Annotated in this window: 12 protein-coding genes; 1 reads left to right on the plus strand and 11 read right to left on the minus strand. The window is 60.9% G+C overall.

The features are described from left to right. Nucleotides 1–74 precede the first annotated feature (74 nt). The 3 genes from tcuC to FVF58_RS06040 form a co-directional block, all read right to left on the minus strand. Nucleotides 75–1,460 carry a tricarballylate/proton symporter TcuC gene (gene tcuC, locus FVF58_RS06030; protein WP_246216946.1) on the minus strand — a complete coding sequence of 462 codons (1,386 nt, stop codon included), beginning with the start codon at nucleotides 1,458–1,460 and terminating at the stop codon, nucleotides 75–77. A gap of 78 nt (nucleotides 1,461–1,538) precedes the next feature. Beyond that, on the minus strand, nucleotides 1,539–2,702 hold the full coding sequence (locus FVF58_RS06035) for an L-talarate/galactarate dehydratase (RefSeq protein WP_149668978.1): 1,164 nt from the start codon (nucleotides 2,700–2,702) through the stop codon (nucleotides 1,539–1,541). Nucleotides 2,703–2,738: 36 nt separating this feature from the next. Then, nucleotides 2,739–4,043, minus strand: a complete 1,305-nt coding sequence (locus FVF58_RS06040; protein ID WP_149669146.1) for an MFS transporter — start codon at nucleotides 4,041–4,043, stop codon at nucleotides 2,739–2,741. A gap of 396 nt (nucleotides 4,044–4,439) precedes the next feature. Between FVF58_RS06040 and FVF58_RS06045 the strand changes: the two genes are divergently transcribed. Then, nucleotides 4,440–5,483, plus strand: coding sequence for a LacI family DNA-binding transcriptional regulator (locus FVF58_RS06045; RefSeq protein WP_149668979.1), 1,044 nt, complete (start codon nucleotides 4,440–4,442; stop codon nucleotides 5,481–5,483). 26 nt (nucleotides 5,484–5,509) lie between these two features. Here the strand turns inward: FVF58_RS06045 and FVF58_RS06050 are convergent, their stop codons facing one another. The 8 genes from FVF58_RS06050 to FVF58_RS06085 are packed head-to-tail and all read right to left on the minus strand — an operon-like array spanning nucleotide 5,510 to nucleotide 12,769. Then, the gene (locus FVF58_RS06050) at nucleotides 5,510–6,472 is read right to left on the minus strand and encodes a type II secretion system F family protein (protein ID WP_149668980.1); all 963 of its coding nucleotides are present in this window, start codon (nucleotides 6,470–6,472) and stop codon (nucleotides 5,510–5,512) included. 48 nt (nucleotides 6,473–6,520) lie between these two features. Then, the gene (locus FVF58_RS06055) at nucleotides 6,521–7,498 is read right to left on the minus strand and encodes a type II secretion system F family protein (RefSeq protein ID WP_149668981.1); all 978 of its coding nucleotides are present in this window, start codon (nucleotides 7,496–7,498) and stop codon (nucleotides 6,521–6,523) included. A 51-nt stretch (nucleotides 7,499–7,549) separates the two neighbouring features. Beyond that, entirely contained in the window at nucleotides 7,550–8,917 is a 1,368-nt protein-coding gene (locus tag FVF58_RS06060; RefSeq protein WP_149668982.1) for a TadA family conjugal transfer-associated ATPase, read from the minus strand. Nucleotides 8,918–8,936: 19 nt separating this feature from the next. After that, nucleotides 8,937–10,145 carry a CpaE/TadZ family protein gene (locus FVF58_RS06065; protein ID WP_149668983.1) on the minus strand — a complete coding sequence of 403 codons (1,209 nt, stop codon included), beginning with the start codon at nucleotides 10,143–10,145 and terminating at the stop codon, nucleotides 8,937–8,939. A gap of 26 nt (nucleotides 10,146–10,171) precedes the next feature. Then, nucleotides 10,172–10,636, minus strand: coding sequence for a TadE/TadG family type IV pilus assembly protein (locus FVF58_RS06070; RefSeq protein ID WP_149668984.1), 465 nt, complete (start codon nucleotides 10,634–10,636; stop codon nucleotides 10,172–10,174). Then, on the minus strand, nucleotides 10,633–11,142 hold the full coding sequence (locus tag FVF58_RS06075) for a TadE/TadG family type IV pilus assembly protein (protein ID WP_188130732.1): 510 nt from the start codon (nucleotides 11,140–11,142) through the stop codon (nucleotides 10,633–10,635). Before FVF58_RS06075 ends, FVF58_RS06070 begins: the two co-directional genes overlap by 4 nt. 39 nt (nucleotides 11,143–11,181) lie before the next feature. Then, nucleotides 11,182–12,435 (minus strand): TadE/TadG family type IV pilus assembly protein, encoded by a 1,254-nt coding sequence (locus tag FVF58_RS06080; protein WP_149668986.1) that lies wholly within the window; start codon nucleotides 12,433–12,435, stop codon nucleotides 11,182–11,184. Between the two features lie 22 nt (nucleotides 12,436–12,457). After that, nucleotides 12,458–12,769: a hypothetical protein gene (locus tag FVF58_RS06085; RefSeq protein ID WP_149668987.1), complete on the minus strand. Its 312-nt coding sequence runs from the start codon at nucleotides 12,767–12,769 to the stop codon at nucleotides 12,458–12,460. Between the last annotated feature and the right edge of the window lie 12 nt (nucleotides 12,770–12,781).

A 12,781-nucleotide genomic window follows, 5' to 3' on the forward strand; every position in this document is an offset into this window, starting at 1 on the left:
CCTGCGCGGCATGGAGAATTGCAATTCGCGCAGGCACTGTCAACTTACCGAGAGGAAGCCGGCACGACGCACTCTCAGTGCAACTTTGCTGTCTGCCGTGCCACGGTCGCCTGCTTGTCCAACGCGAGTGCAGCGATCAAGCTGATCAACGCGTTGATCGCAAGCCATACGCCGACCATGGCGCTGCTGTGGAAGGCGTGTGTGAGCCACGTTAATATCGCCGGGGTAAAGCCTCCAAGCACAGCTGCCGCGACCGCCTGTGCGAACGCATAGCCGGACGTCCGGGCGTCCTTGGGTACAAGTTCGACCATGGCTGCAACCTGGACCGAACTGTACGCGGCGTAGATGAACGAGAACCAGAGTTCGACGACCGCAAACTTCGTGATGCTCGGCGCGGAAGCTAGCCACGACATCAATGGGAAGGCTGTGATTCCGGCCAGAAGGGTCACCACGATCAACATCGTTCTGCGATTGACACGATCGGCGACGTTCGCCATGACGGGCAACCAGCACAAGACCGACAGTCCGCCAAAGAAGAGGATGATGAAGCCTGCCGATTCCCCAAGGTTCAGGGTCTTGATGAAAGTAGGCGCGTAGGTGGTGATCGTCTGAGACGTGACCGTTGCCAGCGAGACCATCGCCATGCAAAGGATGATGGTGCGCCAACCCGACGCCAGACTCGTGCATATCTCGGACAGCCTGGGTGTCTTCTTTCTGGTCGCGAAAACGGAGGTCTCTGCAAGGCTCGAACGTAGCCAGAACATGACCGGAATGACGGCACACCCCATGAGCAGCGGAATTCTCCAACCCCATGCATGAAGCGCATCGGGTGCAAGCCAGTAGAGCATGCACAGGCCGATCAGTGACGCTGCCATCACCGACAGTTGCTGACTCCCCGCCTGCCAGCACGTATAGAATGCGCGTCGTTTTCTCGGCGCAATTTCCGCCAGATAGACAACGACGCCACCCAACTCCGCACCGGCCGAAAAACCTTGCAACAAACGCCCCAGCAACACAATGACAGGGGCTGCGACGCCTATGCTTGCGTAAGACGGTGTGCAAGCAACGGAAATAATTCCAAGCGACATCAGTGACAACGCGAGGATCAGCCCTTTGCGCCGTCCGTGACGATCCGTGTACGAACCGAGCACGATCGCGCCGACCGGTCGAGCGAGGAAACCGAACGCGAATGTCATCAATGACAGCATCAGCGACACATATTCGTTGTCGCTCGGAAAGAACGTCTGCGCGATGTATCTCGCGTAGTAGCCGTAGATCATGAAGTCGTAGATCTCGAGGGCGTTGCCGGCGACGACCTGGACAATTGGTTTGAACGCTACGGGCCTGGTGATATCGACGTCTCCGGAACCTCCAGAAATGCCGGTCGGCGTAAGGACAGGGTCTTTCATCGTAGCTCCCACGGCAACGGTGTCCGTTGCCCGGTTGTACCGCGCACCCATGTTATAGAGCTGGAGTGACTCGGGGTATCGGATTGATAAGGCCCGAGCGTCCGAGGTGATCTCGTCTTGACTAAAAAACTAGGCGCGAACTCCGACTTCCGCCTCCTGCGCAGTCCAGCCAGCGACGCGATCGCTCAGGCTCAGGCCGAGGCCCGGCCGCGTCGGCACGATCATCCGGCCATCGCGGGTTTCAAGTTTTTCATTGAAAAGCGGTTCGAGCCATTCGAAATGTTCGACCCACGGTTCGCGTGAATAACAGGCGGCGAGGTGAACGTGTAGCTCCATCGCGAAGTGAGGGGCGAGCATGAGCCCGGCGTGATCGGCGAGGGCCGCGATTTTCAGGAACGGCGTGATGCCGCCCACGCGCGGCGCATCGGGCATCAGATAATCGGCGCCACGCAGTTTGATGAACTCCCAGTGCTCGGAGACGCTGGTCAGCATTTCGCCGGTTGCAATCGGCGTATCGAACTGGGCGGCTAGCGCGGCATGACCCTCGGCGTCGTAGCAGTCGAGCGGCTCTTCGATCCAGATCAGGTTGAATGGCTCGAACGTACGGCACATGCGTTGCGCAGTCGGACGGTCCCACTGCTGATTCGCATCGACCATCAATGGAAACGCATCACCGAGATGCTTGCGAACCGTGGTGACGCGTTGGATGTCGAGCGCGCAATCTGGCTGGCCGACCTTGAGCTTGATGCCACCAATGCCTTTTTCGCGCGAGATATCAGTGTTTTTCAACAACTGATCGAGCGGGGTGTGCAGGAAGCCGCCCGAGGTGTTGTAACAGCGCACGGACTCGCGTTGCGATCCCAGTAGTTTCGACAGCGAAAGCTTCGCGCGTTTGGCCTTCAGATCCCACAACGCCACGTCGAAGGCGCCGATTGCCTGCACGGCCATGCCACTACGGCCAACCGATGCGCCAGCCCACGCGAGCTTGTCCCAAAGGCGCGCGATGTCGTTCGGATCTTCTCCGATCAGCGCAGGGGCGATTTCCTTGGCGTGCGCAAACTGGCCGGGACCGCCCGCGCGTTTCGAGTAGCTGAAGCCCAGTCCGCGATGTCCGTCTTTCGTCTCGATCTCGACAAAGAGAATCGCGATCTCGGTCATGGGTTTTTGACGACCGGTCAGAACCTTTGCATCGCTAATCGGGTTGGCGAGCGGCAGAAACGTCGATGCAATTCGCACCCATTTGATGCTGTCGCCGCTCGTCGAATCCGTAGGCGCCGGGTTGAACGTATTCATGGGAGTTCCTTTCAGAGTATCAGTTGAATGAGCCGGTCAAGTACCGTGTCTCGGGGCGAGCGGACTTCGACGTGAGCCGTCTTCCGTCGGAGGCGATCCGTCGGGGTCGAGCCGCTCGAGCTTGCCGACGATCACGAGATAGGAGAACGCGCCGATCAACGCGAGGGTTGCAACATAGGTCAACGCGGTTTCGAAGGAGCCGGTGGTCTTGATCATCCAGCCGATCGCGAGCGGGGTGGCGATGCTGGCCAGATTCCCGCACAGATTGAACATGCCGCCGCTGATGCCCATTGCCTTCTTCGGCGAAACGTCACCCAGAATGCACCAGCCGAGGTTGCCAATTCCCTTCGCGAAGAAAGCGACCGACATGACCGCGACGACGACGGCGGTTGACTGCACGTAATTTGCAAGAACGATGGTGCTCGACAGCACCAGACCAGAGATGATGGGCGTCTTGCGTGCCGCGGTGAGGCTGAAGCCGCGCTTGAGCATCCAGTCCGACCAGAACCCGCCGATGATGCCGCCAAGACAACCCGCGATTGCGGGAAGCGCCGCGACGAGACCGACCTTGAGGATCGACATGCCTTTCGCTTCAATGAGGTATGTCGGGAACCAGGTGAGGAAGAACCAGGTGATCGAAGTCAGACAGAACTGGCCGATATAGATGCCGATCATCATGCGGTTGCAGGCAATACCGCGAACCTGGGCCCAGCTGAACGGTGCGGGGCCATCGCCCATTGTCGGGAGACCGCCGCCGTCTGCGATGTAGGCGAGTTCGGCTTCATTCACGCGATGGTCCCGCCTCGGCTCGCGGACTACCTTCAGCCACCACAGACCAATGAAGACGCCGACGGCACCTGTCAGGTAGAACACGTAATGCCAGCCCCAGGCATGCACCGTGTAGGTCATGATCGGCGTGAAGACGGCGAGAGCGAAATACTGCGCGGATTGAAATACCGATGTCGCGAGACCCCGCTCCGCACTTGGAAACCACATGACGGTCAGACGACTGTTGGCGGGAAACGCCGGCGATTCAGCGACACCCATCAGGAATCGCAACGCGAAGAGCCAGAAGAACGCCGATGCGAACAGGTGAACGTAACCCTGCAGGAACGTAAGCACCGACCACAAGACCAGGCTCAATCCGAGCACGAGACGCGCGCCGAAACGATCGAGGATCAGGCCGCCGGGGATTTGCATGGCGGTGTAAGCCCACCCGAACGCGGAAAACGCTATGCCCATTGTCAGCGCGTCGAAGCCCAACTCGTGGCGCATGCTCGGCGCGGCAATGGACAACGTCGCCCGGTCGACGTAGTTGAACACGGTCACGATAAAAATCATCGCGAGAATGAACCACCGGACGTTGGTCCGCTTCGGAACGGGCGAGTCGGTTCTCACTACTGTCTCCAGAGTTTTTCGGTTAGACGCGCGCCAGAGTGCGATGCCCCGGCGGCCCGTTTTTGGCTGGCATGTCGTCACCCAGCAGATGAATGCATGACCCGATCATACAATGATTGCGCAATCATTCAAGTAGAATTGATTGCGCAATCACTCGCGTTTTCCCTGGTGCGTTGGAGGCTTGGCGCAGGCGGGTCGCCGGGTCATTGCGCATCCGCTGTCGGTCCGAAGTCATGTTCGACGGACGGCCGAGCACTGGAATCCACCCGGCTATTTCCTCCGCCTGAGTGATTTGCAAACGCAAACGGTTAAAATTGTTTGCGCAATCAGGAGCATGCAATGGATGAACCCTTCGCCCGAAAATCCCAACCATCGCGCGGGGAGGCGAGTGACAGCGTCACGCTGATCGACGTCGCGCGGGTGGCTGGCGTTGCACCCATGACAGTCTCGCGAGCGCTTCACAGGCCGGAACTCGTGCGCAGTGAAACGCAAAAGAAGGTGCTTGAGGCCGTACGCTTGACGGGATACGTACCGAACATGCTCGCCGGGGGACTCGCGAGCAGCCGGAGTCGGCTGGTTGCGGTCCTGTTACCGACGATCGCAAGTTCGATCTTCGCGGACACCGTGCAGGCTTTGATGGACGGCCTCACGGAATCGGGATACCAGACCCTGTTGGGGCTGACCGGTTATTCGACCGCGAGGGAGGAGGAACTCGTCGAGGCGATTCTCGGAAGGCGGCCCGACGGCATCGTCCTCGCGGGCACGACGCACACGGACGCGACGATCCAGCGGCTGATGCGGGCGAAGATCCCGGTCGTTGAAATATGGGACCTCACCGATAAGCCAATCGATATGCTCGTGGGTTTCTCGCACGAGGAGGTTGGCGCTTCGGTCGCGCGGCACCTGCTGGAAAAAGGCTATCGGCGGTTTGGCGTGGTTTCCGTCAATGATCCACGCGGGTTACGGCGTAGTGAGAGCTTCATCAACGAACTGGCGAGGCATGACGTGTGCGACGTTCGGTTCGAGGTGCTGCCTGCACCGGCCACCTTGCAGGGCGGTCGTGAAGGGGTAAGCCGCATGCTCGTGTCGAATTCACCGGAAGTCGTATTTTGTAGTTCCGATACGCTCGCGCAAGGCGTCCTTGCCGAAGCCGCAAGCCGGCGGCTCTCCGTTCCGCACGATCTCGCGGTGATGGGATTCGGCGATCTGAGCACTGCGGCACATGTGTACCCGGCCCTGTCGACGGTCAGAGTGGATGGCGCTTCCATTGGCAAGCAGGCGGCTCAGGCACTGCTGCGACGTTTGGAGGGCCAGCCGGGCGAGCAGGTCGCGAGCTTTCGTATCGACACTGGCTTCGCCATCGTTGACCGGGATAGCGCGTAACCCGCAAGCGGGACCAAAGCCACCTGCTAGCCGCCGCTCAAAGTGGGGAGGAGAATCCTGTAGATGTGGATAAACGCCGGCCCCAGCAGGACGGTGAGAAGGGCAGGAAAGATGCAGAAAATGAGCGGAAACAGCAGTTTCAGCGCGATCTTCGATGCCTGCTCTTCGGCGCGCATCCGGCGGCGTGTGCGCAGCGTGTCCGACAGCACGCGCAACGAGGAGCCGATGCTGGTGCCGAAACGTTCGGCCTGAACCAGCATTGTGCAAAAGGAATCGACATCTTCGACACCGGTGCGCAAAGAGAGATTACGTAGCGCTTTTTCTTTGGTAAACCCGGAGCGCATTTCGAGCAGCATCAGTTGAAGTTCGCTGGCGACCACTGGGCTGCGCAGTTCGATTTCTGCCGCTACTTTCACTAACGCCGCGTCGAGGCTGAGGCCCGCTTCGACACAGACGGTCAGCAGGTCGAGCGCGTCGGGAAAATCTTCGAAAATCGCCCGCTTGCGCCACGCAATGCGGCGCGTCAGCACGAAATTCGGTAGGTAGTAACCGATCCCGCCGAGCAGGGCGAGCAGAGCCATCGACATGTACTTCTGCGCCGCGAGCGGCGTGTTGGCCAGCCACGCAAGGGCAATCAGCGGCAGCGCGAGCGCAAGCAGGGTTTTCGCGGTGAAATAGAGTGCGGCGGCCCCCTGCGTGCGCCAACCTGCATTCATCATTTGCACGCGCAGTGCGGAGTTTTCCCAGCCCTCGACCGGGATCGACAGTTTCGAAATCGGCTGTGAAATCTCAGCGAGCTTTTCGAGCCATGCTGACCCTGTCGGCATGCTGCCGGGTTCGGAGATGGGCAGATTGGCACCGCCTGCCTGTTCGATACGCCGGCGCATATCGCGCGGCGAGAATAGCAACATTGCGGCGAATACCGCGCCGAACACCACGGCGAAAAGGCCGACCAGCAACAGCATATGCATCGAGTCAAGCGTTTGCATGACAGCTCCTTAATATCCTGATCTGCGGCGCGTGTGCGGCAAGTCCAATCAGACGCGAATCTTCACGATGCGCCGCATCCACAGCACGCCGCATAACATGGAGAAAACCACTGCCTCTACGATCTTGATGCCGGCCGGGTCCTGCCACAGTACGTCAAGGAAAGTGGGGTTCAGGATCATCATGAACCCCGCGGTGCCGAACGGCAGCAGGCCAAGTATCCACGCCGACAACTTGCCCTCGGCCGACAGCACGCGGATCTTGTCGAACAGCTTCAGGCGTTCGCGGATCAGCGCTGCAATGCCGTCCAGTATCTCCGCGAGATTGCCGCCCGTCTCCCGCTGGATGAGGACGGCGATCACGAAGTAACGCAGATCGCGGATCGGTACGCGCGTTGCGAGATTCATCAAGGCCTCGTTCAGCGAGACACCGTAGTTGATTTCGTCGAACGTGATGCGGAATTCACCCCCCATCGGCTCGGCGAACTCGGTGCCGACCATGCCGATTGCGCTAGAGAACGCATGTCCTGCGCGCAGCGCGCGGCTAATCATGTCGGCGACGTCAGGCAACTGGCGTTCAAGTCGGCGCAGCCGCTGGCTACGCCGCCGGCTCACATGGAGGAACGGCAGCACCGATGTGGACAAGGCGCCGAGTGCGGCGAACATCGTCGGTACGGGCGTGAACGTGGCCAGGGCGAGCACGGTTGCAGGCAGAACGAGCGTTGTCCCGATCAACCGCGCAATCGACCACTTGAGGCCGGATTGCTGGATCCACAGGTCGAGCGTCTGGATGCGAGGCAGTTGCATCAGCAGCTTGTCGAGCAGTTCTGACTCGCTCAACATGCGCTGCTTCAGGATCGTCAAGCGCTCCTTATGAACCTGGCCTCCGGCGGATAAAGCGCGGATACGCGATTCGATCCGGCGGGCAGCAGGGCCGTGACGATTGTTCCACCACTGGTAGCCGCCCTCGAGCGCGAGCACGACAGCGAGGAACAGCAAGACGGCGAATGCGTAGAAGATCGGGTTCATGCAGGTCTCCTGAGACCGCTGCGAGTCGATAAGCGGATCGGGTCAGCCGGATCACGTGGTTTCGAAGTGCCGTCCCGGGTCGTAGGTCTGGTCGGGCAACGCGACGCCGAATGCCTGCAAGCGCTCAGCGAATTTGGGCCGCACGCCGGTCGCGCAAAACCGCCCGCGCACGATGCCGTTCTCATCGATACCGGTTCGCTTGAACGTGAAGATTTCCTGCATGTTGACGATGTCTCCCTCCATGCCCGTGATCTCCTGGATGCTGACGATCTTGCGTCGGCCGTCAGTCAGCCGGGCTGCCTGGACCACGACCGAGATGGCCGATGAAATCTGCTGTCGCATGGTCTTGGTCGGCAGCGACAGGCCCCCGAGGTTGATCATGTTTTCGAGGCGGGTCAGCGCATCGCGCGGGGTATTCGCGTGGATGGTGGCGAGCGATCCTTCGTGACCGGTGTTCATCGCGTTGAGCATGTCGAGCGCCTCGGCTCCGCGCACCTCACCGAGGATGATGCGATCAGGTCGCATCCGCAGGGCGTTGCGCACCAGCGTGCGCTGCGTGATCTCGCCACGCCCTTCGATGTTCGGCGGCCGCGTTTCGAGCCGCAGCACATGCTGCTGCCGCATTTGCAGTTCCGCCGCGTCTTCGATGGTCACGATCCGCTCATCGTCCGGAATGAAGCCCGACAGGACGTTGAGCAGCGTCGTCTTGCCGCTGCCGGTCCCCCCCGACACCAGGATGTTCACCTTCGCGCGCGCCAGTGCATCGAGCACTTCCGCCATCGGCGGCGTGAGGCTCTGCAACTGGATCAGGTCGGAGACTTGCAACGGATTGGCCGCGAAGCGCCGGATCGAGAGCAGGGGTCCGTCCACTGCGGATGGCGGAATGATTGCATTGACCCGCGAGCCATCTGGAAGACGGGCGTCGACCATCGGGCTCGATTCATCGATCCGGCGTCCGACGCGCGACACGATCTTCTCGATCACCTTCATGAGGTGTGCGTCATCGTAAAACGTCACGTCGGTCAGTTCGAGCCGTCCTTTACGTTCAACGTAGGTGTGCTTGTACGTGTTGACGAGAATGTCGGATATCGTCGGATCGCGCAGCAGGCTTTCCAGAGGACCGAACCCGAACATCTCGTCGTAGACGTCGATCACCAGCTGCCGGCGTTCGAGATCGTTGGCCGGCGCTTTCTCTTCTTCGAGAATGCGCGTAATGAGCGCACCGATTTCGTGGCGGACCTGTTCCGGCGGCATTCGCACCAGACGTTCCAGTTCGACTCGCTCGAGCACGAACTGATGGATTTCCCGTTTCAGCTTCTGGTAAGCAGCCCGCGCCATGTGGTTCGGCGAATGCTGTCCGCTTTCGCGCTCGCCAAATGGTTGCACGCGTTGAGAGGAAATTTGTTCACGCAGCGACATGATGGTCTCCTGTGGTGTATTACATAGCCTTGAGCTTCGGTGCCGGGCTGCGTCCGAAGAATCGGCTGAGCCGCGGCTCGGCCTTTACGCGCACTTCCTCGGACCCCGCGGAAAGGCTGACTATGTTGCTCGCGAGCGCAAGCAGACTGCGCGACACGGCGCTATTGCGGCTCAGCTTGGCTACCGGCACGCCGTGATTCACTGATTCCGACACGGTCTCGGTGTCTTCCGGGATGACCTGATAGGGACGCATGCCGAGAACTTCCTCCAGCGCGGCCCGTGCGCGTTCCCCAACGCGCGTGTACCGGTTCAGAAGCAGCCGGGTCCGGTCAGGCGGATAAGCAAGCGACGCCAGGATCTCCTGCAGACGCCGGCCCGCGCGTACATGCGGCATGCTCGCCTGCAAGACGAGATGGATCTGGTTGCTGCGATCAAGCGCCAGTATGGAGAGCGGATTGAGCGATTGTCCGAGATCGAAGATCACCAGGTCGTAGCGCGGAACGGCGACGCCCAGAATCCATTCGAGCCTTTCTTCCTTGATCTCCGAAGCCTTGATGGGGTCGCCGGCGCCGGCGAGTATGTGGAACGTGTCGCTCACGTGGACGAGGCAGGCGTCGAAAAAAGCCGCGTCCATCCGCTCTACCTGCGCGCACACCTGCGGCAACGTCGAGGGGGGTCTTTCGTCGGTGATAAGAAAGGCGGCATCCCCATAAAGCTGGTTGAGATCGATCAGCAGCACACGTTTTTGCTGGCTATCCGCAATCGCGTGCGCCACGTTGCTGGCGATGAAGCTGGTCCCCGCTCCGCCCTTGCAGGACAGGAACGAAACGATCTGCGTTTCGTGCGTGCCACTCAGTGCCACCTGACTCTCGATGCGCGACAGCGCTTCACCGAGCGAAGCCTTGTTGAGCGGCCAGCCGAGCACGTCGCGAAAGCCGGCGCGCATGGCTTCGATCAGCGTCTGCGGCGACGCATCGGGAATCAGCAGGATGGATGTGACCTGAGGGCGCCGGTTGCACAGCTTGCCGACGACCGGAAGCTCGGCGGTTTCGAGCGACGATGCGTCGACGATCAGCACGTCGAAGGCGTCCAGACTGTCGCCGCGTTCTACGAGCGAGGACGGTCTGCCGGCCACGCGGGTCGTGCGATAGTTGCCGCATTCGCCGATCAGACTCACGATTTGGGCCAATCGCGTGGCGTTTTCCGAAGCGATGAGAATGTTGATCATGGTCGTGGCTGCCTGGGTATGTTGTGTTATTGACAGACGGTGCCGCCCGTCGACGTCGCGAGACTTTCGCGCGGAAGGGTGGTCGTGAGCGGTGGCATCTTGAGGGTGAGGGGCACGAACGGAATCATGGTTTTCACACTGAGGTTGGTCACGCTGACCGTGACTAACGTGCACGTGCTGCGTGCAGTGGCGGCGTCGGAATCGCAACCGGACGGTGTGTACGTGACGCTCACGTTGGACGCGGCGAGCAGAGGCAGCAGGCCTGTTATCCTGCTTTTGATGACCGCAGCACCGGCATCGCAGACCGTGGCGGTACGTGCGCCGAGGCGCACGGCTTCACTCGCGGTGTTCCAGTAGAAGAGCACACGGCCCATTTCGCAAATGCCGATCAGCAAGGTGCACAAGATGCCTGCGACCAGCGCGAACTCGACGGCGGCCGCACCGCGTTGTGCGCGCAGCCGCAGTGGCCGGGAAACAGGGCTCCGGTTCATGACACTTGCCTCATCACGGTGACGATGTTGCCGAATGTCAGTTGCGACAGATTGAAGTAGTTCAAGATCGGGGAGTACGGATACCCCTTGATCTTGACTTCGACGAGGTTGATGCTGCCGGCTGCGTTTGAAGGGCCGGTTCCGTTGTTGTTGTCGTAGGTCGGGACGTTGGCGAACTGCACCGGATCGGAGGCATCCGCGCAATTGGTCGTGTGCGCGCTGTCGCACACGACCACCATCGAGGTCGTCAAACCTGTTACGAGCTCCGTTCCGCTTCCCGGCGCCGCGCAGGTCGTGCTGCCGTAGACGACGAGACACTGGGCCTGCGCGAGCGGGTAGGCGCTATCGGTCGGCAGGTAGGTGGACAGATAGCGAGCGGCATCGCGTGTCGCTTTCGTGAGCGCTTCGTACTGGTAGATTGCGTGGCCGAATTCGGCCACGCCGGCGACGAGCGTCACGAGCGGAATCAGCACGATGGCGAATTCCACCGCGGCGACACCGCGCATGCGTGCTGGACGGGTAGAGCGTTTGTTCATGACAGTCCCCTATTGCAGCAATACTGGTACTTGCGGGCCGACCGAGCTGCCTGAACCCGGCACACCCTGCGTCGCACACGGGCTTCCCGGCGCTGACGACGAACCGCGGTACTCCAGATGGACCGGGCCCGGATTGCCGCCGGAGTCCATCGGGTCGAGCATCAGCACACAATCCCAGGAAATGACCGGAGCCTGGTGGCTTTTGTCCAGCACCCCGCAGTCCAGTTCGGGCGCAAGCGCGAGACGCCGGTCGGCACCGAGCGGGTAGTTGCTGGCGCTGTAGGTTCCTTTGGTGTTGCTGCCGGACAGCGTGTCGCCCTGATAAGGCTGAAACGTTTGGCGCTTGCTGACGAAGTTGCTATATGCGCCGGTCTGCGTGGGCCACGACGTTGCGGTGTAAGCGTATCCGGTGAAATCAGGCTCGCCGTCGGCAGGTCCCTTGTACGAGGTGCCATAGATGCCGAACCGCGTATTCCAGGCACCTGAATCGGCGACCATGTTGCCGGTCGAACCGATGTTCGCGCCGACGGCGGGCAGGGCGCAATAATTCCCGGTCAATTGATTCTTGATCGAATTGGCGCTGTTGCTGCCGTCGAGGGCGGCCCATCCAAAGTTGCCGGAACCGTATGCCGGAGAGGCGCCGGTTTTCGACGCGATCCACTGCCCGACCGTATACGTTTCACCTGCTGTCGGCGGAGTGGTCTCCGTTCCTGCCTTGCAGATGAACGCCGGAATCGCGCAGGTGGTTTGCGCGGCACCAACGGTTGCGACTGCCGTGGCCGAAACGGTTGCATTCGCTACGCTCGTGCCGCTGAATGCGCCAAGGACCTGTATGAACCAGTTCGCAATGTTCGCCTTGGATGTCGTGCATTTTGCGTACTTGATGTTTGCCGGAGTGCCGACGGAGCTCTTCGGCAGGAAGGGGTTGCTCAGCGAATCGCTGAACAACACGCTGCTGTCGGTTGTCATCTGCACGGCGCCGCTCTGGAACAGCGCGTAGTTGAGGTGGCCAGCAGTGATGCCGGCCGCCTCGGAGACAGACAGATTGACCGTTGCACCGGTGAGATCGCGTGCGGCGGCCAGCGCGCAGGCATCGGCGCTGTTCTGCAACTCGCTTCTGGTCACGTACAGCTTGCCGAGATCGAGCGCGAGGCCGACGAAGCCGATCAGCGCCACGAGCGACAACGCGACGATGATGGACACCGCGCCGCGCTCGCCTCGACGAACTGCACCGCACCTGCCTGACTGATTAGCGCTACGCATGACGCCCCCGTGCAGAGTGTTCTTACTGACCGCTGGCCCCGCCGCCCCCGCTTCCGATGCCGATGACAAACGCGTTCGGCGACGGTGCGGGTTGCTGAAATGACTTGTCGTAGGTCTCCATTGCCGAAACGGCGGACCTGCCGTCGATGCCCCGAGCCGACTGCGCATGTTCTGCCGCATGTGGATCGATGATCTGCGCCTGGGTGACGGTTTTGAGCGCCTCGCCAAAATGCGCGTCCCAGATCGGCGTGCTGGACATGCAACCGCCCAGCGCTGCACAGACCGGCACGATGAGCGCAGCCCAGCGTGCGAAAGCAAAGTGTTCGTGTTTCATGAGATTCCCCTT

This window comes from Paraburkholderia panacisoli, from assembly GCF_008369935.1.
GTDB lineage: Bacteria > Pseudomonadota > Gammaproteobacteria > Burkholderiales > Burkholderiaceae > Paraburkholderia > Paraburkholderia panacisoli.

Bases quoted from the DNA above. Each gene is read 5' to 3' on its own strand.
- FVF58_RS06060 (WP_149668982.1), bottom strand. From the start codon at position 8,917: ATGTCGCTGCGTGAACAAATTTCCTCTCAACGCGTGCAACCATTTGGC.
- tcuC (WP_246216946.1), bottom strand. From the start codon at position 1,460: ATGGGTGCGCGGTACAACCGGGCAACGGACACCGTTGCCGTGGGAGCT.
- FVF58_RS06080 (WP_149668986.1), bottom strand. From the start codon at position 12,435: ATGCGTAGCGCTAATCAGTCAGGCAGGTGCGGTGCAGTTCGTCGAGGC.
- FVF58_RS06065 (WP_149668983.1), bottom strand. From the start codon at position 10,145: ATGATCAACATTCTCATCGCTTCGGAAAACGCCACGCGATTGGCCCAA.
- FVF58_RS06055 (WP_149668981.1), bottom strand. From the start codon at position 7,498: ATGAACCCGATCTTCTACGCATTCGCCGTCTTGCTGTTCCTCGCTGTC.
- FVF58_RS06040 (WP_149669146.1), bottom strand. From the start codon at position 4,043: ATGATTTTTATCGTGACCGTGTTCAACTACGTCGACCGGGCGACGTTG.
- FVF58_RS06045 (WP_149668979.1), top strand. From the start codon at position 4,440: ATGGATGAACCCTTCGCCCGAAAATCCCAACCATCGCGCGGGGAGGCG.
- FVF58_RS06070 (WP_149668984.1), bottom strand. From the start codon at position 10,636: ATGAACCGGAGCCCTGTTTCCCGGCCACTGCGGCTGCGCGCACAACGC.
- FVF58_RS06035 (WP_149668978.1), bottom strand. From the start codon at position 2,702: ATGAATACGTTCAACCCGGCGCCTACGGATTCGACGAGCGGCGACAGC.
- FVF58_RS06050 (WP_149668980.1), bottom strand. From the start codon at position 6,472: ATGCAAACGCTTGACTCGATGCATATGCTGTTGCTGGTCGGCCTTTTC.
- FVF58_RS06085 (WP_149668987.1), bottom strand. From the start codon at position 12,769: ATGAAACACGAACACTTTGCTTTCGCACGCTGGGCTGCGCTCATCGTG.
- FVF58_RS06075 (WP_188130732.1), bottom strand. From the start codon at position 11,142: ATGCGCGGTGTCGCCGCGGTGGAATTCGCCATCGTGCTGATTCCGCTC.